The sequence below is a fragment of the Acidocella sp. C78 genome, from assembly GCF_907164655.1.
The window spans coordinates 134,167-156,738 of record NZ_CAJQZK010000111.1 but is presented as its reverse complement, the minus strand read 5'-3'; the positions used below and the strand labels follow the sequence as shown (position 1 = coordinate 156,738).

The window sequence follows — 22,572 nt, the reverse complement described above, 5'->3', positions numbered from 1 at the left end:
TTTAGAATAGCAATCTCAATTTTTATCCGAGCCTGCCACTGGCAGGACAAGACAAGGCGAGGCGAACAATGAAACAAAAAACAAGAATTATATTTGGAGTATCATCGGCTTTGATTTTCAGCGTGGCGGCGCGCGCTGGGAATCAGTCCATCGAGAGCTATATAAATCTTGCCGCTGCTCAGAATAATGCGCGCTCGATTCGGAATTTTTCGAATGATGGCGGCGTCAATATCGCCGGACAGTGGCATTTCATCGCCTCTGCCGTGTCGAACCGATCGTTCGACGAGAGCGCCGGGATTGGAACCAGCAGCCAGAATGCCGGCGCGAACAGCGTCCTGCAGAACTCCGTCTCGGTCGCATACATCTCCTCCTGCGGGCTCTGCATCGGCCCCGGGATTGGCAGACGCGGGGTGGTGATCGGCGCGGCCAGCAACATGGCGATTTCAGCCGGGAATCATGATTACCCCGGATACGGTCAGGCAAGCCCGGCATCCTCCGGCGGACAGCCCGGCAATAATGGCGGATCGGGGAGTAACGGCGGGACCAGCGGTGGGACCGGCGGCGGAACCGGATCGGGGACCAGCGGCGGGACCGGCGGCGGAACCGGATCGGGGACCAGCGGCGGCACCGGCGGCGGAACCGGATCGGGGACCAGCGGCGGCACCGGCGGCGGAACCGGATCGGGGACCAGCGGCGGGACCGGCGGCGGAACCGGATCGGGGACCAGCGGCGGGACCGGCGGCGGAACGGGAAGTGGTACGCCGGCCAGTTTCGGCCTGACCGCGCAGGGGAGCGATCCCTTCGCCACCGTCAACCAGTCGTTCAACAATGATGTCGGCATCTTCACCATCAACCAGAACGGTGGCGCCAACAGCACGGTCCAGACAGCGACAGCCGTGGCAGCGCTCGACACCGCGGGTTCGATCGGCGCGGCGGAGGCCGCGGCAAAGGCGCAGAATTCAGCGCGTTCGCGGCAAAACACCTCGTACAGCATCGACACCCCGACAACCTCGACCGTGCAGAGCAGCATGGATCATTCGACCGGCGTGCTTGGTCTCGCCCAGAATACCGGGTCGAACGCGGTCGTGCAGAACGCCGCTGCGGTCACGGCAATCAGCGCGCGGGTTGCCCCTGCCAGCGCACTGGCCCTGGCTGCGGCTTCATCGTTCAATCAGGCATCGCTCAGCGGAAACTATGCCTCTTCGATCGGGCAGACGAACGCGGTGTCGATGGGCCAGAGCTATAACGGGACGAGCGGTATTCTGATGGCTGCCCAGAATGCCGGAGCGAACTCGATCGTGCAGAACAGCGTGTCGGTCGCGTCGATCCGCCCGTAAGGGGCGCATGGCTAGAGCATCATCCGATCGGATTGAGTCATCTGATCGGATAAAGATGCTCTGGTTATCAACATCATAGGGCACTTTCCGGATCCGGCGGGGTCCGGAAAGCCGCCCTCAGTCATGGCCGGCACTCGCCCTGCCATGAAGCGCGGCGACTGAGCAGCGCCAGCACGGCAAACGCGCAGGCCAGAAGGGCTGCACCGAGGGCGGCGCCCGCGTAGATATCCCCGCGATCGGTCAGGGCGAAAACCTCGACCGGCGCCGTCACCCATTGCGGCGGATACAGCATGATCGACGCGCCCAGCTCTCCCATCGACAGGGCGAAGCCGAGCGAAAGCGCCGCCAGGATCTGCGGCAGAAGCAACGGCAGCGTTATCGTGATGAGAACCCGCGACCGCGTCGCGCCGAGCGACCCGGCGATCTCTTCAAGGTTTTGCGGCAGAAGCTCAAGGCCCGCACCGATCGTTGCATAGGCATAGGCCATGACCAGGACGACATGGGCGAGGATGACCAGAATCGCCGTTCCGTTCAGCAGAATCGGCTTGCGGCTGAAGGCGATCAGCAGGGCGAGGCCGATCGTCGACGAGGGCAGCGCGACCGGCAGGAAATAGAGCGTGTCGAGCGCGCGGCGGAGGGAACGCGGCAGGCCGCGCGCCGCCAGCGCCCCGCCACCCCCGAGCAGCAGCGCGCCGGCCGAGGCCAGCAACCCGGTTGCAACACTGTGCAGCAGGGCGGCGCCCTGATCTCCCGACGCCAATGCACGCATATGATGAAGTGTCAGGCGCGAAGGCAGCACTCCATTCCATTGCGCGGTGAAAGCGGCCAGCAACAGCAGAAGCAGGGGCAGGCCGAACACACCCCCGAACAGCGCCGCCACGGCAAGGCGGGCCCACCGCTTCGTCGTCGGCAGGAACACCAGCTGGCTCATGAGGCCAGCCACGCGCCGAGCCGGGTAATGCCGAGGCGGTAGAGCGCAAAGACGGCAAGCGAGAGACCAGCGTCGCAGACCGCGATGATGCTCGCCCCCGCATAGTTGAATTGCTGCACCGCATCGCCATAGATCAGCATCGGCAGGGTGATGACATTCTTTGCCCCCATCACCAGCATGATGCCGAATTCATTCAACGTCAGCAGCAGGCAGAGTCCGCCACCCGCCAGCAGGGACGGAAGCAGTGCCGGGACAACGACGCGACGGACCACGCCGATCGGCCCCTCGCCGAGACCGCTCGCCATTTCGAGCAGCGCGGGATCGAGCGACTGGAACCCGGCGAGCAGCGGACGCAGCACGAAAGGCGTATAGAACGTCACCTCCGCCAGGACGACACCCCAGAACCCGTAGAGAAAACTCGCCGACTGACGTGAACCGTCGAGCAGCGGCGCAAGCAGCGCCGTCATCAGGCCGGCGTTTCCGTAGAGAAACGTGAGGGAAAGCGCGATCAGAAACGAGGGAAAGGAAAGATAGGCGTCCACCAGCCGGCCAAGGGACGCCGCACCGCGGAACGGCGCCAGGTTGAGAAGCAATGCCAGGACAAACCCCAGCAGAAGACACAAGATCGTCGCGGTCAGGGCGATCTGCAGCGTGTGGCCGAGTGCGCTTGCAAAGACCCGGGAGCTGATGACCTGCAGTGCCGGCGCGAGGCTCCAGCCCTTTGCCCCGCGGAAGGCGGCGGTGATCATCAACCCAAGCGGATAGAGCAACAGAAGGAAAACCGCCGCGAGGAGCGGCACCAGTGTGATGGCGCGCCGCCATCGCCGGCCGGCGCCTGGCCCGGTGCCGTTCATGCCTCCGCAACCAGGCAGGCGCGGCCGGGATCGAAGCCGAGCGTCACCATGGCCCCGACCGCCGGAGCGCCCTGCCCTGCCGGCAGATCGATCCTGAGCGGGTGCGCTCCCGCCACGGCCTGGACGCGCTGCACCGGCCCCATCCACTGCACGCCGGTGATCCGCGCTGCAATCCGGTTCGGGCCGGTTGCGCCGATTTCGATCGCATGCGGGCGCAGACAGAGCAGCGGACGCGGAGCCGGGCTTCCCGATGCGGTCCTGACCGTCAGGTGCTGTCCGTCGAAATTCACCACCGCGAGATCGCGATGGCAGGCTTCGAGACGGACCGGGAGCAGATTTGCCTGGCCGAAAAATTCCGCGGCGTATCGATGTTCGGGCGTTTCGTAGAGGCTGCGCGGAGTCCCGCACGCGGCAATCCGGCCCTCGCGCATCAGCACGATCCGGTCGCCAAGCGCAATGGCCTCGCCCTGATCGTGCGTGACATAAACGATGGCCAGTGCCGGCAGTCTGGCATGAAGGCTGCGAAGTTCATCCAGCAGCCCGGCACGCAAGGGCGCATCGAGGGCGGAGAGCGGTTCGTCGAACAGCAGGACCGGCGGGCGAATCGCCAGCGCCCGGGCAATCGCGACGCGCTGCTGCTGACCGCCGGAAAGTTCGCGCGGATAACGGCCGGCAAAACCGGCCATGCCGACGAGATCGAGACAGGCGGCAACACGCTCGGCAATCTCCGGCTTCGGCAGGCGACGCGCGTTGAGACCGAAGCCGACATTGGCGGCCACCGTCAGATGCGGAAACAGCGCGTAATTCTGCACGACCATGCCAAGCCCGCGGGCATGGGGCGGCAGCGCGGTGACATCGCGCCCGGCCAGCATGATCCGCCCCGAAGTCGGCGGCACGAAGCCGGCAATCGCGCGGAGGATGGTGGATTTGCCCGACCCGGACGGGCCGAGCAGCACCTTGACTTCGCCCGGCGCCACAGACAGCGAAACGCGATCGAGCGCCACCGCCCCTCGATACCGCACCGTCACGGTATCGAGGGCGATGGACGCCGTCAGCGAAGTGTCGGGATCAGCGTCGCGCAATGCCTGGTCCCATCTGGCCCGTCACGCCGCGCGCGGCCGGCACCGGTCTCAACTGCCGGTGACGCGATGCCAACGGGCGATGTTGGCATCGAGCCCGCCCAGAACCCCGGTCCAGTCCGGCGACCAGACATCGACACCGTGCATGATCCCGGCCAGCGCCTCGGCCGTCTTGCCACGCGCCGGAACATCGCTCCGCACCGGAAAGCCGCGGGCGACATCATAGACGGAGTCCTGCGCCTCGCGACCCAGCAGGAAGTCGATCAGCCTCGCCGCCGCGGCGGCGTGCGGCGCATTCTTCACAAGGGCGATATCGTAGGGGATCGGCATGGTGATGCGGCGGCCGCCATGCGCCGGGAAGAAGATGCCGAGATGCGGGTATTGCCGCATCTGGGCGAAATTCATCTGCACATCGCCATTCGCCACGAGGATTTCGCCCTTGTCGACGAGCCCGGCAAGGCGCCCGGTCGAGGCCGACGGTCCCAGATTGTTGGCCTGGAGCTTGCGCAGATAGGCAAACCCCTGATCCGCGCCGCCCATCGCCTGGATGATCTCAAGCATCACCGCGGTGCCGTCACCGGCCTGGCCGGGGGTTGAATACTGCAGCCGGTTTTTCAGGCCCGGCGCGAGCAGCGCGGCGTAGGTCGCCGGCGGCGCCTTCAGTTCTGCCGTATTGTAGATCCAGCAGGCATAGTTGTTGACCAGCGGGAACCAGAGATCGCGGGCGCTGCGGGTGGAAGCCGGAATGACGCCGAGAGACGATGGCTTCATCGGCGCCAGCACACCGAGAGATGCCGCCTTCTGCATGAAGGGCGGCAGGGTCACCAGCACATCCGCCTGCGGATTGGACCGTTCGGCGAGCACACGGTTGACCACCACGCCCGAGCCCGCCTCGACATACCGCACCGCGATGCCGGTTTTTTTGGTGAAGGCGGCAAAGACGGTGTCAAACCAGTTGGGTTTGCCATCCTTCAGGCCATCGGCCGAATACACGGTGACGACGCCGCTGGCGCGGGCGGCGCGCGTGGCCGCCACGCTCGCCACAGCGGCGGAGCCGGCCAGCGCGGTGCGGCGCGAAACGCCGGTTCGGATCGGGGTCGGGATTGGCATCTTGAACTCCGCTTTTGCGTGTTTGCGGGTTCATAACAGGCATCACGCCAGGGGGGCCGATCAAGCGCGTCCGTGTTATCGTTTCGTGATACCCGCAAAAGGCTAGGCACCGAGACGAACGGGTTGGCATTGGCCATGCCATGCGTGGTAGAGGCGCTGCCGATGGCAGAAGCTGAAATCATGCGGCGCGGGGCGTCAGAGGGCGGGCGGCCCGACCTTCTGTTCGATGTCACCCGGCTTGCCGGCCGGCTGCTCGAAGGCAAGCGGCCGACGGGGATAGACCGGGTTAGCCTTGCCTATCTGCGCCATTTCGGGACCGGGGCGATGGCGCTGGTGAGGCACCGGGGGCGCTGGGTGCAGATTCGCGAACAGGCGGCGATGCGCCTTTTCGGCGCCCTGCTCGGCGAGCCGGGAGCGGCGGCGCGAGTGGTACGCACGCTCGTCGCGCAGCACTTTCTCGCGCCGCGCCGGATCAGGCCGGGTTCGATGCTGTTCAATACCGGCCATAGCGGGCTGGACGAGGTTTCCTATGGCGCCATGGTCCAGCGCTTCGGGCTGCGGCCGGTCTATTTCCTGCACGACCTGATCCCGATCACCCATCCCGAATATTGCCGGCCTGGCGAGACCGCGCGCCATGAAATGCGGCTTGCAACCATGATCGAGACCGGGGCGGGGCTGGCGGTGAACTCCGAGGTCACGGCGCGCGATCTTGCACGTTACGCGGAGGGGCGGAACCTGCGGATGCCACCGCTCGTGGTCGCCCCGCTGGGCACCGAACCGCTGAAACTGCCGGCGGCAGCGCCGCAGGAGACCGCTCCCTATTTCGTGATGCTGGGCACGATCGAGCCACGCAAGAATCACCTCGCGATGCTGCATCTGTGGCGCCGGATGCTGGAGACGACCCGCGCGGAGACGGTTCCCTCGCTCGTGATCATCGGTCAGCGCGGATGGGAGTGCGAGCAGGTGATCGACCTGCTAGAGCGCTGCGTCGTGCTGCGCGGCAAGGTCCGCGAGCTGAACGGCTGCGATGATGACACGCTGGCCACTTGGCTTGCCGGGGCGCGGGCATTGCTGTTTCCCTCCTTCGTCGAGGGGTTCGGCATGCCGCTGGCCGAAGCCCTCGCCCTCGGCGTTCCGGCGATTGCCAGCGACCTTCCGGTGTTCCGCGAAGTGGCCGGTGATATTCCGGACTATCTCGACCCGCTGGATGGTCCGGCCTGGCAACGCCTGATCCTCGATTACGCGATGCCAGACAGCGCGGCGCGCGGCGCGCAGATGACGCGGCTGCGACATTATGCCGCGCCGGACTGGGCCGGTCATTTCCGCATCGTCGGCGATTTCCTTGACCGGCTCGGCACGGGACAACCGGCATGAACCCGCCGCCCGCGCTTCTGTCTGACTGGCCGGACATCGTTACCGTTCATGGCTTCCCGCGATGGAAGTGGCGCTATGTGCGCCGCTGCCTGCCTGGCCGCAGGCTGAAATTCGTCGGCGCCGATGCCGGGGCGCCCGAGGCGGGCGGCCTGCTGCTCTGGGGCATGGCGCCGGTGCCGGCGGGGACGAGGGCGAATCTGCCGGTCGCGCGCATGGAGGATGGGTTTCTCCGATCGGTGGGCCTTGGCGCCGAACTGACCCGGCCGCTCTCCTGGGTCATCGACCGGCGCGGCCTCTATTACGATTCGTCCCGGCCATCGGATCTCGAGGAGCTGCTCGAAGGCTGGGCCATGCCGGAAGCGTTGCGGGAGCGGGCCGCGGCGCTGCGACAGGGCGTGCTGCGGGCGGGGCTTACGAAATACAATCTCGCGGGCCCGCAATGGCAGCGGCCGGCGGGGACGCGGGAGGTGGTTCTGGTGCCCGGGCAGGTGGAAAGCGATGCGTCGCTGGCGTTCGGCGCGCCGGGACTGCGATCGAATATCGGGCTTTTGCAGGCCGTGCGGGCCGCGAAACCGGACGCCTATCTGGTCTACAAGCCGCACCCGGACGTGGTGGCACGGCTGCGCCGCGCGGGGATCGCGGAATCCCGCGCCGCGGAAATCGCCGACGAGGTGATGACCGACACCCCGATGCAGAACGTGCTCGAATCGGTGGATGAGGTTCATGTGATGACCTCCCTCGCCGGCTTCGAAGCCCTGTTGCGCGGCCTGAAGGTGGTTTGTCATGGCCAGCCCTTCTACGCCGGCTGGGGGCTGACGGAAGACAAGCTGCCGATCCCGCGCCGGACGCGCCGGCTCAGCCTCGACGAGCTCGTGGCCGGCGCGCTGATCCTCTACCCCGTCTATATCGGCGCCACGTCACCGATCGAACCCGAGGATGCGCTGGCCGAACTCGCATCCTGGAAGTCGCGCGAGGCCGGCACAAAACGCCCATTTCAGGAACTCTATCGCGCCCTGCTGCGCCTCTTTATCGGGGTGCGCTGAGTCGATTCCGACAAGGCAGATTCTGGCCACCGGGCAGCGAATTTGCCCCTTTATTGCGCCGGACAAACGTGACAAAGGATTACATGGCAGTAGTACTTAAGGTGGGATGGGCGTGGCGAACCGGCGGTTGCGGGCGGAAATTTACCAGCGGATCGCGGATGTTCCCGGACAAATCTGGGACGACCTCATCACCGGCTCACATGAAACCTTAAGCCGCACGTTCTGGAGCGTTCTGGAAGCCTCGGGCCTTAACGATTTCGAGTATCGCTATGTGCTGTTCTTCGATGAGCAGGGACAGGCGGCGGGGCTGAGCAGCTTCTACAACGTGACCACCGACATCGCGATTTTCGCGACCGGGGTGCTTCGGACGCTGCTCAACGGGATGCGACGGGTTTTTCCCAATTTCCTCAAGCTGCGCATGCTCGAATGCGGCACGCCGATCACCATCACCAGCCCCCCTTTCGTGCGTCGCGACGATATCGAAGATGCCGATATCGTCGCCGCCCTGCATGAGGTGTTGATGCGCGTGGCCCGGCAGGAGGGCCAGCTCTTCATCGTGGCGCGCGATTTCGAGCCGGAAAGCTTCGCTCTTGAAACCGAGTTCCGCCGGCATGGCTATCACTGGATTGGCAGCCTTCCGAATACCTATATCGAGAATGTCTGGAAAAACCCCGACGACTATCTCGGCGCGATGCGGAGCTATTTCCGCAGCAAGCTGAAAAAGCATCTTCGCCGCAATGTCGAAGCGGGCGTGACACATCGTCTGGTCGAGGATTTCGACGAGCTTGCGACCATACTTCACCAACAATGGATGCTCGTTCACGAAAACGCGAAGGAATTCCAGCGCGAGGTGCTCACGCCGGAATTCTATCGCCATTACGCGCGCATGATGGGCTCTCGCTCAAAGGCGCTGCTGTTCTACCGGCACGGCGAGCTGGCAGGGCACGCTCTGCTGATGGTCGACGGCGACATGCTCCGGTGGCTGTATGTCGGCCGCGACGTTGCCGCAAACGATAATCTCTATCTTTATATCGCGCAGAAAGTCGTCGAGACCGCGATCCAGCTCGGCGTACGGCGCCTCGAAATGGGGCTGACCACCTACCCGATCAAACAGGATCTCGGCGCGGTGGTGACGCCGATCCGGGTTGCGGTCCGGGCGCGATGGGGGCTCATCAACCCATTCGTCGGCCTCGGCTACAACCTGTTGAACGAGGTCCCCGCGCCCGCGCCACGGGACATTTTCAAGGCCGCCGGGAGCAAGGCGGCATGAGCCTCGCCGAACCCGTTCTGGTCACCGGCGCCACCGGCTTCATCGGTGGCCATCTCGCCGCCCGCCTGCGCGGCATGGGCATGCGACCCCGGCTGCTTGTGCGCGACGCATCCCGATTGCCGGCGGATCTGCGCGAGACGGCGGATATCGTCATTGGCGATATGGCTGCCGCCGACCAGCTCAGAGACGCCGTGCGCGGTGCGGGGACGATCTTTCATTGCGCCGCCAACGTGAACACCTGGGATCGCTGGCCGGCCTATGCGGCGGTAAACATTTCCGGCATCGGCAACCTGCTCGACGCCATCGCCGCCGAACGGGCCAAACCGGCACGGCTTGTACACCTGTCGTCGGTGGATGTGTACGGATTCCCACATGCGGCCGCAACCGAGGCGGCCCCCGCGAACGGTGGCGCCTTCGGCTATGGCAGGAGCAAGGCCGCAGGTGAGGCCGTGCTGCGCGAGACGGCGGCAAGGCTGGGACTCCCTGTGGCGATCCTGCGCCCGACAAACGTGATCGGGCCAGGCAGCCAGTTCATCCGCCGGATCGGTGACGAACTTCGGCGCGGGCTGATGCTGACCATCGATGGCGGCAAGGCTGATTGCGGCTTTCTTTATGTCCAGAACCTGATCGACTGCATGATCTGGGCGGCGACGGCGCCTGCCGCGATCGGCCGGTGCTTCAATGTCCGCGACCCGGTATCGATCAGCTGGGGCCGCTTCGTCGGCGATCTTCGCGCGGGAATCGAAGGGCGCGGGATCGTCATCGATCTGCCGTTCCGCTTGGCCGATGCCGCCGCCATGCTCGCCGAGTTGCCGTGGCGCGCCCGCCTGCTGCGCGGCGAACCCCTGCTCCATCGCCTGCTGGTGCGGATTTTCGGCCGCACCTGCGGGCACGATATCTCGGCGCTGCGGGATGCCGGCGCCCCCCTCGGAGAGGTCGGCTACGAAGACGCGATGCGGCGCTCGGTCAGCTGGTATGGGGAGATCGCAGCATGACGAAGGCCGGCCGCCACGTCGTTTTCCTCCAGGGCATGCCTTGCGCCTTCTTCAAGGACGTTGCCGCGCGGCTGCGCGAAGCGGGGCTGCGCACCACGCGGATCAATCTCTGCACCGGCGATGCGCTGTTCTGGCGTGGCCCCTCTGCGGTGAATTACCGGGGAACCTACAAGGGCTGGCCGGACTTCATCACCCGCTTCTTCGAGCGCGAGGGAGTCACCGATCTCGTGCTGCTCGGTGAACAGCGTTACTATCATCGGGAAGCCGTCGCGGCGGCGAAGGCGCTGGGTATCGCGGTCACCGTCACCGATTTCGGCTATCTCCGGCCGGACTGGATCACCTTCGAACGCGACGGCATGAGCGGTGCGTCGCGCTTTCCACGCGACCCCGCCGCGATCCGGGGCTTGGCGAAGGGACTGCCGGAGCCGGACTGGTCGGCGCAGTACGCAGATAGTGGCGCCCGCATGGCCTGCGGCGATCTGATCCACAATTTCGCCAATGTGCTGCTGGGATGGCTCTACCCGTTCTACCGGCGCAGCGATCGCCGCCCGCATACGCTTCTCTACACCGCGGCCTGCGCGGTGCGGCTCTATGCCAACAGGCGGCTACGCGAGGGGGCGGAGCTATTCGTGCGCGACATTTCGACTTCCGGAGCGCGGTATTACGTCTTTCCGCTGCAACTGAATTTCGATTTCCAGATCGTCGCCTATTCGGATTTCGACGGTGTCGGCGATGCGATCCGCATGGTGCTGACGTCTTTCGCCCGCCATGCGCCGGAAGATACCCAGCTGGTTCTCAAGGAACACCCGTGGGATCCGGCCCTGGTGCAATGGCAGAGAGTGATGAACGAGATTGCCGGTGCGCTCGGCATCGCCGGGCGCGTGCATTACTTGCGGGGGGGGAGTCTGGATGACCTCATCCGCGGCGCCAGCGGTGTGGTTACCGTCAACAGCACGACGGGCCTCCGCGCGCTGCAACTTGGCCGCCCCCTCAAGGTGCTGGGGCAGGCCGTCTTCGACGTTCCCGGGATGAGCTTCCAGGGCACGCTCGATGCGTTCTGGACCGAAGGCGCGGCTCCGGATGCCGGGCTGGTGCGCGACTTTCTGCTCGCATTGTCTCACACGGTGCAAATTCGTGGAACATTTTTTGGAAAAGCCGGCCTGGCCGCAGCAGTCGACAACGCGGCATGGCGGCTTGCGAACAACCGCGTCGGCGAGCGGGAAATCGAGGGACGGAAACTACCGCAACACGAACGCAATCCGCTGATGGTGCCGCAACCCGACGCGATTTAAATTATGTGCATCCGATCCGTTAGGAGCGGATATGTTGCGCTATGCTATTGATGCTCTGGACCAAATATACCCGTTTGACCACCGCCTCTCCCAAAAGCCTCCGGCAGACATCCGTCGGAGCGCTATTTTATGATGCCCGCGCTCTGCAGGGTCTGGAACGGATAAACAATCGAACTGACGACGTTGAGCACCTTCTGCAGATCGGTCACCGGCGCGTTGCTCACATAAATCAGATCGTTGTTGTGCACCGGGAAGGTTTCGGCAGCGAAGAACGTCGCCGGATCGCGCAGATCGAACTGGAAAATAACCGGCACCTTTCCACGAACCAACATTTTTGGCGGTGTCGGCCATTTGAGTGCATCGGGCTTGGCGAACCGGAACAGGAACACCCCTGCCGGGTTCGAGCGATTATCATTAAGGCCGCCAGACCTGGCGATCGCCTGGGCGAGCGAGATTCCGCTCGCCTCGAAACTGACTTCGGCGTTCCGGCCGGTCGCCCCGAGAATGGTGAAACTGAGAGGCTCGTATAACGCGGTAACCACATCGCCGCCGCGCAGCGGGACATTTTCAGTCGGGTCCTTGAGGATGGTCTCAAGCGGCAATACGGCGACTTTACCATCCCGGGAAAGCTGGATCGATGTCTTGCTCACCGGCCTCGACACCCCGCCTGCCAGGGCCAGGGCCCGCAACAAACGGACTCCGCCGGGGGTGACAGGCACTTCCATGCTGCGCCGGACATCGCCCACAACGGTAATGTCCTGCGTATTGTTGGAAGCGAGACGCACGATCACCTGCGGCTCGTTGGCCTTGCCCGCCAGCCGCGCAGCGATCCGGGACTCGATCTGTGCGACGGACAGACCGGCGACATGGATCGTCCCCGCGAAGGGAACCCGGATGTTGCCCGCATTGTCCACCGTCTGCGGCGGCAGCGATACGGTTCCGGTGCCTCCGCCGGACAGTCCCATCGCCGTGGTGGTCTGCGAGGTGAACAGCACAGCCGGCGGCGCTTCCCAGATATAAATCGCCAGAACATCTCCGGCGGCGACCTCGTGATCGGCGTGAACGGGGCCGGAAAACGAAGCAGAGAACCGCGCCTGCCTCGCATCCTGCCGCAACGCGGCGGCGATGCCGTAATTTACCCTGACCAGTTCGATACCATGCAACGATGCGGTCTTCGGCGCCGATTCAACAGCCCCCGTGCGAGGGCCGGCACTTGGCAGATATCGCGAACAACCCGCAAGCCCAAGGCTTGCCCCGACCCCGAGCGCGAGGGAGAGGGCGCGAAAAGAGGAGCCGATCATAGGACGGTCATTCCCGGGCAAGGGCCTCGCAGGATTTGGCAATACCATCTCTTCGGTTTCGGCAAGACGACATGATCCCTTCCAACCACCACGCTGGCGAACATGCCCCCGGTTCTAACTGAACCTCATCCACGCGCAAGAGCGGTCGCCGCGATGATCGAAATGTGTTAATCATGTTACCGGGCCTCTATCGGAACGGCTGCGATGACCGGGTATCCTTTGATGAGGAGGCATTTGGGTCCAGGTCCACCGGGAATGTTGGTTGGCGCAACGAAACCGATCTGCGATCGCGCAGGTGGTTTGTTTCTGGCAGTCCTCTTGCCGTCTTGGTCCGACGACAGGATATAGAGTATGTATGTTGAAGATTTTGTTGTAGGAACAGAAAATACGTCAAACGAAAGAGTATTCTCTTTTTTCAACACTGTCATGGGCGTTTCATCATTGAGTTCAAGAATTCGTGAATGCCGGCCATAGTTTCTGATGTATCCTCGGTTGCGATCGTCGGCATGTCGCTTCGCCTTCCCGGCGGAATTTGTGGCGCCGACGATCTCTGGCGCGCCTTGTGCGAGGCACGCGATCTCGTAACCGAGATCGGTGACGATCGGTGGCCTGTCGGGCTGCTGATGCATCCGCGTCGCAACGAGCCGGGACGGAGCATCACATTTAACGCAGGTGTCATCGAGCGGGTCGGTGCGTTCGATGCCCAGTTTTTTGGCATTTCGCCGCGCGAAGCGGAACTGATGGACCCCCAGCAGCGATTGCTGCTTGAACTGGCCTGGGAGGCCTTCGAGGATGCCGGGATTCCGCCGTCGCGCATGGCGGGAACTGACTGCGCGGTCTATCTCGGAATTTCCGGACTCGATCATGGCGTTCGACTGGTTGACGACCTGGCGACGCTGACAGCCCACACCATGACCGGCAACACGATGAGCGTTGCCGCAAACCGTATCTCCTACGTGCTTGACCTGCGGGGACCGAGCATCGCGGTCGACACCGCATGCTCCTCATCGCTGGTCGCGCTGCATCAGGCATGCCTTGCGCTGAAAACCGGTGAGGCCAGCGCCGCACTCGTCGGCGGCGTCAATCTTCTGCTCCACCCTTATCCTTTCATCGGCTTCACCAAGGCCTCGATGCTTTCGGCCGGGGGCCGCTGCCGGTCGTTCGCCGAGGGGGGCGACGGCTATGTCCGCGCCGAGGGCGGCGGCATGTTCATGCTCAAGCCGCTCGCCCAGGCACAGCGGGATGGCGACCGTGTTCTCGGCATCATCCGCGCGACGGGCGTGAATACGGATGGCGCCCGCAAGACCGGCCTGACCATCCCGAGCGGCGCCGCCCAGGAAGAACTGATGCGGCGGGTTCTGACCGAAAGCGGCCTTGCCCCCGACCAAATCAATTATCTCGAAGCACACGGCACCGGCACCAAGGTTGGCGACCCGATCGAGGCTGGCGCGGTCGGCAGGGTTTACGGGCAGACGCGAACCGGCCCCCTGCCCATCGGCTCGGTCAAGAGCAATCTTGGCCATATGGAGGCGGCCGCCGGCATTGCCGGTCTTGCCAAGGCGCTTCTGGTGGCCCGGCACGGCGCCGTTCCGCCCACCTTGCACGCGGCGATACTGAACCGCGCCATCGACTTCGAGGGGCTTGGGCTCGACGTTGTGCGTCAGCAGCAGGCTCTCCCGACGGCGGGCCTGCGGCGGGTCGCGGTCAATTCCTTCGGCTTCGGCGGGGTGAATGGCCACGCGATCATTGAAGCGGGCGGGGATGCGCACGGCGACGCTCCCGAGCCGGCAGCCGGGCTGCCCCGGCCGCTCGTCCTTTCGGCACAGGATCCGGCGGCTTTGCGGGCCTTGGCCGGACGATACGCCGAACTGCTCGGCACGGCGCCGAATCGCGGCAGGATCGCCCATGCCGCCTGGACCCGGCGCGACTGGCTGCGCGAACGGCTGGCCATCGTCGATGTCGAGGACGAGGACCAGCGCGCCGCCCTGCTCGCCTTTGCATCCGGCGCAAACGCCCCCGGCGTGGTGCGCGGCGCGGCGCTCCCCCGCCCGGCGAGAACCGCCTTCATCTATTCCGGCAACGGCGCGCAATGGACCGGAATGGGCCGCAGCCTGTTGCGAAACTGGCCGGCATTCGCACGCGACGTCGCTGAAATCGGGCGGATGATCGGACGGCAGGGGGGGCCTGACATCCTCGCGGCCCTCGCCGCGGACGACACGTCCGTGCTTGAGGATACAGCGATTGCCCAGCCCGCGCTGTTTGCCCTTCAGGTCGCGACCACGAAGCGGCTGCGCGAACTCGGCATCGCGGCGGAAGCGGCCATGGGACACAGCGTCGGCGAGATCGCCGCGGCATGGGCCTCCGGCGCGCTGGATATCGAGGCAGCCTGCCGCGTGATCGTCGCGCGCAGCCAGGCCCGACTTGAACAGCGACCTGAAAATAGTCCAATGAAAACAGCCATGTATTGTGGGCGCGTGGTTTCTTAGCACCACACCCTGCGGCTTTCGGGAGGATTTGGATCAGGAAGCGGATGCGTCTCGCACGTTGGCTGGCAGGGCGACGCCGGCGGCCTTGAAGATCGGCCCGATCGAGTTGGTTGCTGGGGTGCGCAGGACGATCTGCTGCCCGCGCTTGCTGATGGTGACCTCCTGGAGGCGGTCGAGATCACGCAGGAGATCGGCCCATTCGACGCGCTTGCCGGCCCGGCGGAGTTTTTCGTCGAGCGCCTGGTGCAGGATCAGCGCGAGGAACGAGCAGAAGACGTGGCCGCGGATGGCGGCGTCGGAGGAATGGTAGATTGGCCGGGTGCGCATTGTCGCCTTCGCGACACGGAACAGCCGTTCGACATTCTGCAGGTCCCGGTAGCGGATCACCGCCTGCAGCGGTGAAATCCGGGCGTTGGAGCGCAGCACGAAGACGCCGTCGAAGCGGGCTTCCTCGGCGAGCTTGCCGGCGTCGATCTCGAACAGCTTGTGCTTGCGGCCGGGCTTTGCGTCACTGACCGGGCGCAGGAAGCGGCGATAGGCGGAGTTGCCGATCAGCGCCTTATCGCCGCGCGTCAGCTGACGATCGAGGGCGGCGACCACCTTGCGCCTGGTCTCGGCCTCTTCGATGGCCACCGCCTCGTTGCGGCAGACGATATAGCGCTTGCCCGCGACCTTGACCTCCTTGATGAAGAGCTGGGTCTCGTCGCCACCGGCGCGCTCGAGGCAGAGCGGGGTGTAGGGGCGCTCATCGGCCAGCACCACCTCGCGGACGATGCGGTCGGTGCGTTCCCTTGCGCCGAGCACGTATTCCAGCCCGCGCTCCTCCAGCGCGGCGATCGTCGCGGCACTGATCATGCCGCGATCGGCGACGACGCAGACCCGGCCGATGCCGAAGCGCGACCGCAGGCGGTCGATCACCGGCACCAGCACCGAGACATCGGCGGTGTTTCCTGGCCACATCTCGGTGCAGATTGGCCTTCCGTCCTGATCGATCACCACGCCGAGGATCATCTGCGCGAGCTGTGGGCGGTAATCCTTGGAGTGGCCCCGCGCGCCCAGCGTCTCGCCGCCGGCACCTTCGAAATACAGCGAGGTGGTGTCCATGAACACGACCGAGAGGTCGGTGAACAGATCATGCCGTCGGGCGAAGAGACGCTCTTCCACCAGATCCTTCACCGTCCGTGGCGCAAAGGGCGTGGCATCCCCCTGTTCCTCGTCCGGCAGCTCTTCGCCGAGCCAGGCCATGGCGCGGTAGAGGTGATGCAGGCCGAGCTCCTCGGTGCCGGGAATGTCGTAATCCTCGAGCCATTTGTCGCAGGCGCGATCCGAGCCCGAGACCATGATCCGGTGGAGCACGGTGGCGAACACCGCGCGCTCGACCGGGAACTCGAACTGCCGCCCGGCCAGCAGCTCCTCGAACACAGCAGCGATCCCGCTCTCCTGCCACAGTCGGCCGAACAACAGCGGCGCGCCGATCCGCTTGCAGCTCAGCCCGTCCGGATTGCCTGCCGCCAGCTGGGCCAGGACCGAGGCACGGTCGGCATAGCGCGCGATCGAGGCGGCGAGGCGGTCGAGACCTCCATCGGCCAGGACGACTTCCTTCCGGCCCAGGTTCTTGATGATGCGCTGCTTGCTGCGCCCGTCCTCACGGACGCTCTCGACCAGATAAAGGTAGCTGTAGCCGTTGATTCGCTTCTCGCGCACGAACATGCCGAATTGGCAGCCGAAAACCAATCATAAATCAAGTTAAAAGAAGCAATTTACGCAATTATTTAGCACCACGTTTTTGCAAAATCCCGACGTGCCTACGAAAATCTCGAGTGAAATCAAAGATCTCAACTTACGATACCGTATCGTTCCGGGTTTGACTGTTTAAGTCGGGCAAGAATGGAGATACTAGAGGTAAGGTTTTCGCGATTGAGCCTAATCCAGATGTTTTTAAAGTGTTAGAAATTAACGCAGCGCTAAATTCTCATATATGCGATATTATTCCTCTTCGTATAGCGATATCCGACGCGGATTGCGAGATTGTTATAAATGATCACGGAAATGCGAATTGTAATGGAGGAATCATTTCGGACACATTTTCAAATGAATTGCAGGAAAGACTGAAATCAATAACAGGATATTCCTTTAAAGCACATGGCTATACACTTGAATCTTTTGTCAAGAAATTCCTTACGGAAGATGAAGCAGAGTCTTTATCATTTATTAAAATTGATTGTGAAGGATACGATAAAGAGATATTACGCGCATCGCGCGATTTTTTAGTCAAAAGGCGTCCGATTATCCAAATTGAATGGTTTGATTGGTTTTCTTTGGAAGAATCGGCTGATATGTTCTCTGTGATTTCGTCGATAAATTATACGGCAATCAACCCGTTTACGGGTGCAGTCGTTGAATATAATGAAAAATTGCCAGATCTAATACTATTGCCAAATTGATTCGGTTCGTTTTGTGTTTATTTAAGTAATTTATCATAGATATTTTTTAGCCGCCCCGCATGCGCCTCCGGCGAAAACAACGCCCCCTGCCGGAGGCCACGCGTCGCAAGCTCGTCCCGCAGCGCCTCGTCGCCATCGACCATCGCGATGGCACGGGCGATTGCCCTGGTTTCATAGGGGTTGACCATCACACAGGCATCGCCCGCCACCTCGGGCAGGGAAGCGGCGTTCGAGGTGATCACCGGGGTGCCGAGTTGCATCGCCTCCAGCACCGGCAGGCCGAACCCTTCATAAAGCGAGGGAAACAGCGCCGCCCGCGCGCCGGCAATCAGCGTCATCAGCAGCGCGAACGGCACGTAGTTCAGGCGGATGATGTTGTTGCGCCGCCCCGTCCCCGTCTGCAGGTCTTCCAGGAGCTTGAGTTCATGCTCCGATTTCCACGCCTGCGCGCCGACAATCACCAGCGGCGTGGGCACGCCGCTTGAGAGATAGGCCTCGATCATCCGGCCGATATTCTTCTTGGGCTCGATCGAGCCCCAGAACAGATAGTATTTGCGATATTCAAGGCCGAATATGCCCTCCAGCTCCCGCGCAACCGCCTCAGCCGGGCGGTTGAGATAGGCCTCGGGCACGTAGACGGACTGGTAGGTGTTCGTCACCCGCGAGGGCGAAACCCCGAACAGCTGGATGATATCGGCCTTCGACGATTCCGAAACGGTGACGATATGGTCCGCCCGCTCACAGATCGCGGACACCAGGCGGAAATAGCGCCGCTTGTTGTCCAGCGTCGTGTGCGGAAGGCGCAGCGGCACGAGATCGTGCAGGGTATAGACATTGGGAATCCCCCGCGCATGCAGCGGCAAGGGGTAGGTCCAGTGCATCAAATCCGGCGGCGCCTCGAACTGCACCCGGCGCAGCGGCGCGGAACGGCTGAAATTCGCGTGCGAAACGCGGAACAGATCCGGGCTGTTATGAATGGCGTCGAAATAGGGCAGACGGGAGGCGAAGGAATCCGCGATCACGAGGCCGCTCATCGGCACCTGGGTGGCGGAGAAGCCAATCCTCGCACGCCCCCAGTTCAACACGTCTTTCCAGGCCTGGGTGAGCGGGGATATTCGCGGCTGGTAAGTGTCGAAGAACGCAATCTCCTTCATGGCCGGGCTCATTTTGGCGGACGGCTTGTTCCCGTAAAGCACACCCACCCGATAGCCGAGATCGCGGATGCAGTAGCTCAGATTGCGCGCATAGGTCGCAACACCGGTGCCGCGTTCGAGGTCGAGATTGCGGCCGTCGATCATGATTGTCTTGGCAGGGGGCGCCGCGCTGGCATCCGGGGGTGTCGCACTCACGCTCGTCAAGGTCCTCGTGATGTCCGGTCAGATGTGGTAACGGATAGGTTTAACACCGATACCCCGATCGGCCGGATGGCGCCATGCCCGGCATGCGACCCGCGTGAAGCAATGCGCGGCGGGAAACGCTTCAGCCGCCCGCCAGAGTTTCGCGGCCCGGCGTTGCGCATTCGCGCGCGGCGCGTGCCCCGTCGAGAAACAGTGTCACCGCGCGGGCGATGCGGGCGTCGATTTCCGTGCGGGTGCGCGTCTTGCCGATGCCGAGCAGCATTTCGATGTGGATGTTTCCGATCGCCATGCCGTAGAGCATGTGCGCGGTCTCCTCGGGATCGTCGATGGCGAGATCGCCGCGTGCATTGCAGGCCACGAAATAGTCGCGCAGGCATCGCGGCAGGGTTTGGCGCCCTCGCGGTCGAGCAGGCGCGACAGGGTTCGGCCATGCATGTATTCCGCCATGATCAGGCGCGCGAGGGCGATGATCGACGGGCTCATGACATGATGGGCCCAGAGCCGGATCATGTCGTTCAGCACGTCCTCCACCGCGCGGCCCTCGGTTTCGATGCCGGACACATCGAGCGGGCGGCGGCGGCGTTCGAGAAGGGCGGTGAACAGATCCTCCTTCGATTCGACAAGCTGATAGAGCGTCCGCTTCGACATCCCGGCCTCGGCGGCAATGTCGTCCATCGTCGTGGCGTGATAGCCTTTCCGCAGGAATATCCGCTCAGCCGTTTCGATCAGCGCGTCCCGCCGCTGTCGCGCCGAATCGGCGGTATCGCGCCGGCGGCAGACTTTCGTGACAATGTTCATCGGTCGGTTCCTCGCTGAACTCTCAATTCGCAAGAAAGACCGCCGATTTCAACACGAAAAACTTCCGCTCCGCGCATCTTGACGTATCGGCAGGAAACTCGATAGTTTCCAGACATCCATCAAGGAGGCTCTTGCGCGCTTGCTCGCGGCCAAACCGGACCAGACAGGCAGCGCGCGACAGGTGTCATATATCATGAAGTCCACTGTTACTCCGATGCGTCGCCGTGCCGGGCTGGCAACGGCCCTGTTTGGCACCGCGCTGCTCGCCGGCTGCGCGGTCGGGCCCGATTATCATCAGCCCGCGCCCCCGGCGCTGCGCGGCTACACCTCCACCCCCTGCCCCACCGGACCGCCGCGACCAGCGGCAAGGGCGGCGCGGCGCAGGATCTGGCGGTCGGGCGGAAAGTCGCCGGGGCGTGGTGGGAGCTGTTTCATTCACCGCGTCTGGACGCGCTGATCCGCGGCGCGCTCGCCAACAACCCGAGCCTCAAAGCCGCGCAGGATACCCTCCTCGCCGCGCGCGAGAGCACGCGGGCGACCGAAGGCGGATTTTTCCCCTCGGTGTCCGGCAGTTTCCAGGCGGAACGGCTGCGCAGCGCGCTGGGAACGACCGCGGTCGGCTCCGGCGGCGCCAACGCGACCTACGCGCTGCGCAACGCCTCGGTAGCGGTTTCCTATGCGCCCGACATGTTCGGCGCCACGCGCCGGCAGGTAGAGAGCCTGCGCGCCCAGGCCGAGCAGCAGCGCTTCGCGCTCGAGGCCGCCTATCTTTCGCTGACCGCGAACATCGTGACCGCCTCGGTGACCGAAGCGTCGCTGACGGCGCAGATCGCCGCGACGAAAAAGATCATCCAGGCGGAGAAGCGGCTGCTGGACATTCTCGACCGCCAGGTGGCACTCGGCGGCATTCCCGAGACGAACGCCCTCACACAACGGACGCAACTGGCCCAGACCGAGGCGACGCTGCCGCCCCTGCGCAAGCAGCTCGCCCAGAGCCGCGACCAGCTCGCCGCCTATGACGGCGTGGCCCCAAGCCAGTTTCACATGGCCGATTTCACCCTCGCCGACCTGACGCTGCCAGGTCGGCTACCGGTGAGCCTGCCCTCCGCGCTGGTGCGGCAGCGGCCGGATATTCGCGAGGCCGCTGCGGTGCTGCACCAGGACACGGCGCTTGTTGGCGTCGCCACCGCGAACATGCTGCCGCAAATCACCCTGTCGGCCGGCATCGGCCACGAAGCGCTGAACGGCCAGGCCCTGTTCGCGCCGCAGACGCTGATCTGGAACCTCGCCGCCGGACTCACCCAGCCGCTCTTCGAGGGCGGAACGCTGCTCAGCAAACGCCGCGCCGCGGTCGCGACCATGAAGGCCGCAGCCGAGACCTATGAGAACACCGTGGTGCTCGCCTTCCAGAACGTGGCCGACACGCTGGAGGCGCTGCATTACGACGCGATCGCCCTCGCCGCGGACACCGCCGCCGAACAGGACGCGCGGCGCAGCCTCGACCTTGTCGAGCGCCAGTTCCGCCTCGGCGGCGTCCCCTATACCTCGGTGCTGACCGCCGAGCAGACCTACGAGACCGCGGCGATCAACCGCATCAAGGCCACCGCCCAGCGCTATGCCGACACGGCGGCGCTGTTCCAGTCGCTCGGCGGCGGCTGGTGGCACCGGCAAGACGTGAAGAAGCAAGTCGAAACCTGCTGTGGAGTATTGCCATGACGGCGCCCACCCCCGGAACCACCGGCGAAACACCCGCGCGCAAGGCGAAGAAACCTTCGGTCGTGCTGCGCATGATCGTGATGCTCGTGCTCGTGGCTCTGGTGCTCGGCGCCATTTTCGGCTTCGGCGCGTTCCGCGACGTGATGATCGCGAAGTTCATCGCCAAGCTGAAGAACCCGCCGCAGACCGTCGCGACGATGGTCGCGAAGCAGACGCCGTTCCAGGACACCGAAAACGCCACCGGCAGCCTCGTGGCGCTGCAGGGCGCGGCACTTTCGGCACAGGTCGCCGGCATCGTCGACACGATCGATTTCCGCTCCGGCCAGGATGTGAAGAAGGGGCAGCTGATGCTGACACTACGCCCCAACAATGACGACGAGGTGCTCGCCCAACTCGAGGCGACAGCGAAGCTCGACGGCATCACCTATCGCCGCGATCTCGCGCAATATCAGGCGCGCGCGGTCAGCGCGCAGACGGTCGATACCGACCGGGCGAACCTCGCCAGCGCGGAAGCGCAGGTGCGAAGCCAGAAAGTGCTGATGCGGGAGAAGAAGATCTACGCCCCCTTCTCAGGGCGGATCGGCATTCGCGCCGTGAATGTCGGCGAATTCCTCGCCGCCGGCACGGCGATCGGAACGCTGGAGCAGCTCGATCCGATCGCGGTGGATTTCTACCTGCCGCAGACCGCTCTGAGGACGATCCATCCCGGCATGAAGGTCGAGGTGACGGTGGATGGATTCCCCGGCATCGTTTTCAGCGGCAAGGTCACGGCGCTCGACTCGGCGGTTGGCACCGCGACGCGGATGATCCAGATTCGCGCGGTGCTGACCAATCCGCATGACGAATTGCGGCCCGGAATGTTCGCGCGGGTCAGCATCGATATCGGCGCGCCCAGAACCGAGATCACCCTGCCCAAGACCGCGATCGCCTATAATCCCTACGGCGACACGGTGTTTCTCGTGAAACATGACAAGCAGAGCAAGACCGGCAAGTCCGCCGAGCAGGTCTTTGTCACACTCGGGCAGACAAGGGGCGATCAGGTCGCGGTGCTCAAGGGCGTCAAGCCGGGCGAGGAGGTCGTCGTCGCGGGGCAGGTGAAGCTGAAGAACGGCACGCCGGTGGCGATCAACAACAAGATCCTGCCGCAGAACCTGCCGAACCCCTCGGTGCCGAACGAATAAGCG

Annotated in this window: 18 protein-coding genes; 10 read left to right on the top strand and 8 right to left on the bottom strand. The window is 64.1% G+C overall.

The features are described from left to right. Positions 1-110: 110 nt before the first annotated feature. Positions 111-1,337, top strand: coding sequence for a hypothetical protein (locus ACIDOCELLA78_RS83270; protein ID WP_201727794.1), 1,227 nt, complete (start codon positions 111-113; stop codon positions 1,335-1,337). Positions 1,338-1,458: 121 nt separating this feature from the next. Here ACIDOCELLA78_RS83270 and ACIDOCELLA78_RS83265 read toward each other — a convergent pair whose 3' ends face one another. From ACIDOCELLA78_RS83265 to ACIDOCELLA78_RS83250, 4 genes are read right to left on the bottom strand one after another with little or no spacing between them, the layout of a single operon-like run. After that, on the bottom strand, positions 1,459-2,268 hold the full coding sequence (locus ACIDOCELLA78_RS83265) for an ABC transporter permease subunit (RefSeq protein WP_201727793.1): 810 nt from the start codon (positions 2,266-2,268) through the stop codon (positions 1,459-1,461). Next, positions 2,265-3,122, bottom strand: coding sequence for a 2-aminoethylphosphonate ABC transporter permease subunit (locus ACIDOCELLA78_RS83260; protein ID WP_201727792.1), 858 nt, complete (start codon positions 3,120-3,122; stop codon positions 2,265-2,267). Before ACIDOCELLA78_RS83260 ends, ACIDOCELLA78_RS83265 begins: the two co-directional genes overlap by 4 nt. Next, positions 3,119-4,204, bottom strand: a complete 1,086-nt coding sequence (locus ACIDOCELLA78_RS83255) for an ABC transporter ATP-binding protein (RefSeq protein WP_201727791.1) — start codon at positions 4,202-4,204, stop codon at positions 3,119-3,121. The genes ACIDOCELLA78_RS83260 and ACIDOCELLA78_RS83255 overlap by 4 nt, the downstream gene beginning before the upstream one ends. 48 nt (positions 4,205-4,252) lie before the next feature. Continuing rightward, complete coding sequence (locus ACIDOCELLA78_RS83250) at positions 4,253-5,311, bottom strand: 2-aminoethylphosphonate ABC transporter substrate-binding protein (RefSeq protein ID WP_201727790.1); 1,059 nt, start codon at positions 5,309-5,311, stop codon at positions 4,253-4,255. Positions 5,312-5,473: 162 nt separating this feature from the next. On the opposite strand from ACIDOCELLA78_RS83250, the gene ACIDOCELLA78_RS83245 reads away from it, so the two are divergent. The 5 genes from ACIDOCELLA78_RS83245 to ACIDOCELLA78_RS83225 all read left to right on the top strand — a co-directional run bounded on the left by ACIDOCELLA78_RS83245 (position 5,474) and on the right by ACIDOCELLA78_RS83225 (position 11,285). Continuing rightward, a complete protein-coding gene (locus ACIDOCELLA78_RS83245; protein ID WP_249675066.1) occupies positions 5,474-6,685 on the top strand; it encodes a glycosyltransferase family 1 protein in 1,212 nt (403 codons plus the stop codon). Beyond that, positions 6,682-7,728, top strand: coding sequence for a hypothetical protein (locus ACIDOCELLA78_RS83240; RefSeq protein ID WP_201727789.1), 1,047 nt, complete (start codon positions 6,682-6,684; stop codon positions 7,726-7,728). Before ACIDOCELLA78_RS83245 ends, ACIDOCELLA78_RS83240 begins: the two co-directional genes overlap by 4 nt. Positions 7,729-7,840: 112 nt before the next feature. After that, positions 7,841-8,998: a GNAT family N-acetyltransferase gene (locus ACIDOCELLA78_RS83235; protein ID WP_201727788.1), complete on the top strand. Its 1,158-nt coding sequence runs from the start codon at positions 7,841-7,843 to the stop codon at positions 8,996-8,998. After that, positions 8,995-9,993, top strand: a complete 999-nt coding sequence (locus tag ACIDOCELLA78_RS83230) for an NAD(P)-dependent oxidoreductase (protein ID WP_201727787.1) — start codon at positions 8,995-8,997, stop codon at positions 9,991-9,993. Before ACIDOCELLA78_RS83235 ends, ACIDOCELLA78_RS83230 begins: the two co-directional genes overlap by 4 nt. After that, positions 9,990-11,285, top strand: a complete 1,296-nt coding sequence (locus ACIDOCELLA78_RS83225; RefSeq protein WP_201727786.1) for a capsule biosynthesis protein — start codon at positions 9,990-9,992, stop codon at positions 11,283-11,285. The genes ACIDOCELLA78_RS83230 and ACIDOCELLA78_RS83225 overlap by 4 nt, the downstream gene beginning before the upstream one ends. 122 nt (positions 11,286-11,407) lie before the next feature. On the opposite strand, the gene ACIDOCELLA78_RS83220 is transcribed toward ACIDOCELLA78_RS83225, so the two are convergent. Further along, positions 11,408-12,448 carry a polysaccharide biosynthesis/export family protein gene (locus tag ACIDOCELLA78_RS83220; RefSeq protein ID WP_249675064.1) on the bottom strand — a complete coding sequence of 347 codons (1,041 nt, stop codon included), beginning with the start codon at positions 12,446-12,448 and terminating at the stop codon, positions 11,408-11,410. 599 nt (positions 12,449-13,047) lie between these two features. Between ACIDOCELLA78_RS83220 and ACIDOCELLA78_RS83215 the strand changes: the two genes are divergently transcribed. Further along, positions 13,048-15,072: a type I polyketide synthase gene (locus ACIDOCELLA78_RS83215; RefSeq protein ID WP_307850861.1), complete on the top strand. Its 2,025-nt coding sequence runs from the start codon at positions 13,048-13,050 to the stop codon at positions 15,070-15,072. A 33-nt stretch (positions 15,073-15,105) separates the two neighbouring features. Here the strand turns inward: ACIDOCELLA78_RS83215 and ACIDOCELLA78_RS83210 are convergent, their stop codons facing one another. Continuing rightward, the gene (locus ACIDOCELLA78_RS83210) at positions 15,106-16,782 is read right to left on the bottom strand and encodes an IS1634 family transposase (protein WP_201727475.1); all 1,677 of its coding nucleotides are present in this window, start codon (positions 16,780-16,782) and stop codon (positions 15,106-15,108) included. A 158-nt stretch (positions 16,783-16,940) separates the two neighbouring features. Here ACIDOCELLA78_RS83210 and ACIDOCELLA78_RS83205 point away from each other — a divergent pair, with 158 nt between their 5' ends. Beyond that, positions 16,941-17,516: an FkbM family methyltransferase gene (locus tag ACIDOCELLA78_RS83205; protein ID WP_201727819.1), complete on the top strand. Its 576-nt coding sequence runs from the start codon at positions 16,941-16,943 to the stop codon at positions 17,514-17,516. Positions 17,517-17,533: 17 nt separating this feature from the next. Here ACIDOCELLA78_RS83205 and ACIDOCELLA78_RS83200 read toward each other — a convergent pair whose 3' ends face one another. Together ACIDOCELLA78_RS83200 and ACIDOCELLA78_RS83195 are read right to left on the bottom strand one after the other, a co-directional pair. Then, a complete protein-coding gene (locus ACIDOCELLA78_RS83200; RefSeq protein WP_249675059.1) occupies positions 17,534-18,865 on the bottom strand; it encodes a glycosyltransferase family 1 protein in 1,332 nt (443 codons plus the stop codon). 130 nt (positions 18,866-18,995) lie between these two features. Continuing rightward, positions 18,996-19,232 (bottom strand): TetR/AcrR family transcriptional regulator C-terminal domain-containing protein, encoded by a 237-nt coding sequence (locus tag ACIDOCELLA78_RS83195; RefSeq protein ID WP_249675057.1) that lies wholly within the window; start codon positions 19,230-19,232, stop codon positions 18,996-18,998. Positions 19,233-20,059: 827 nt separating this feature from the next. Here ACIDOCELLA78_RS83195 and ACIDOCELLA78_RS83190 point away from each other — a divergent pair. Next, entirely contained in the window at positions 20,060-21,388 is a 1,329-nt protein-coding gene (locus tag ACIDOCELLA78_RS83190; RefSeq protein WP_249675078.1) for an efflux transporter outer membrane subunit, read from the top strand. Beyond that, entirely contained in the window at positions 21,385-22,569 is a 1,185-nt protein-coding gene (locus ACIDOCELLA78_RS83185) for an efflux RND transporter periplasmic adaptor subunit (RefSeq protein ID WP_201727783.1), read from the top strand. Before ACIDOCELLA78_RS83190 ends, ACIDOCELLA78_RS83185 begins: the two co-directional genes overlap by 4 nt. Positions 22,570-22,572: the final 3 nt, after the last annotated feature.

What these genes read in the sequence shown, in the direction of transcription:
- ACIDOCELLA78_RS83230 (WP_201727787.1), top strand. Translation starts at nt 8,995, where the DNA reads ATGAGCCTCGCCGAACCCGTTCTGGTCACCGGCGCCACCGGCTTCATC.
- ACIDOCELLA78_RS83240 (WP_201727789.1), top strand. Translation starts at nt 6,682, where the DNA reads ATGAACCCGCCGCCCGCGCTTCTGTCTGACTGGCCGGACATCGTTACC.
- ACIDOCELLA78_RS83245 (WP_249675066.1), top strand. Translation starts at nt 5,474, where the DNA reads ATGGCAGAAGCTGAAATCATGCGGCGCGGGGCGTCAGAGGGCGGGCGG.
- ACIDOCELLA78_RS83265 (WP_201727793.1), bottom strand. Translation starts at nt 2,268, where the DNA reads ATGAGCCAGCTGGTGTTCCTGCCGACGACGAAGCGGTGGGCCCGCCTT.
- ACIDOCELLA78_RS83260 (WP_201727792.1), bottom strand. Translation starts at nt 3,122, where the DNA reads ATGAACGGCACCGGGCCAGGCGCCGGCCGGCGATGGCGGCGCGCCATC.
- ACIDOCELLA78_RS83210 (WP_201727475.1), bottom strand. Translation starts at nt 16,782, where the DNA reads ATGTTCGTGCGCGAGAAGCGAATCAACGGCTACAGCTACCTTTATCTG.
- ACIDOCELLA78_RS83250 (WP_201727790.1), bottom strand. Translation starts at nt 5,311, where the DNA reads ATGCCAATCCCGACCCCGATCCGAACCGGCGTTTCGCGCCGCACCGCG.
- ACIDOCELLA78_RS83185 (WP_201727783.1), top strand. Translation starts at nt 21,385, where the DNA reads ATGACGGCGCCCACCCCCGGAACCACCGGCGAAACACCCGCGCGCAAG.
- ACIDOCELLA78_RS83215 (WP_307850861.1), top strand. Translation starts at nt 13,048, where the DNA reads ATGCCGGCCATAGTTTCTGATGTATCCTCGGTTGCGATCGTCGGCATG.
- ACIDOCELLA78_RS83225 (WP_201727786.1), top strand. Translation starts at nt 9,990, where the DNA reads ATGACGAAGGCCGGCCGCCACGTCGTTTTCCTCCAGGGCATGCCTTGC.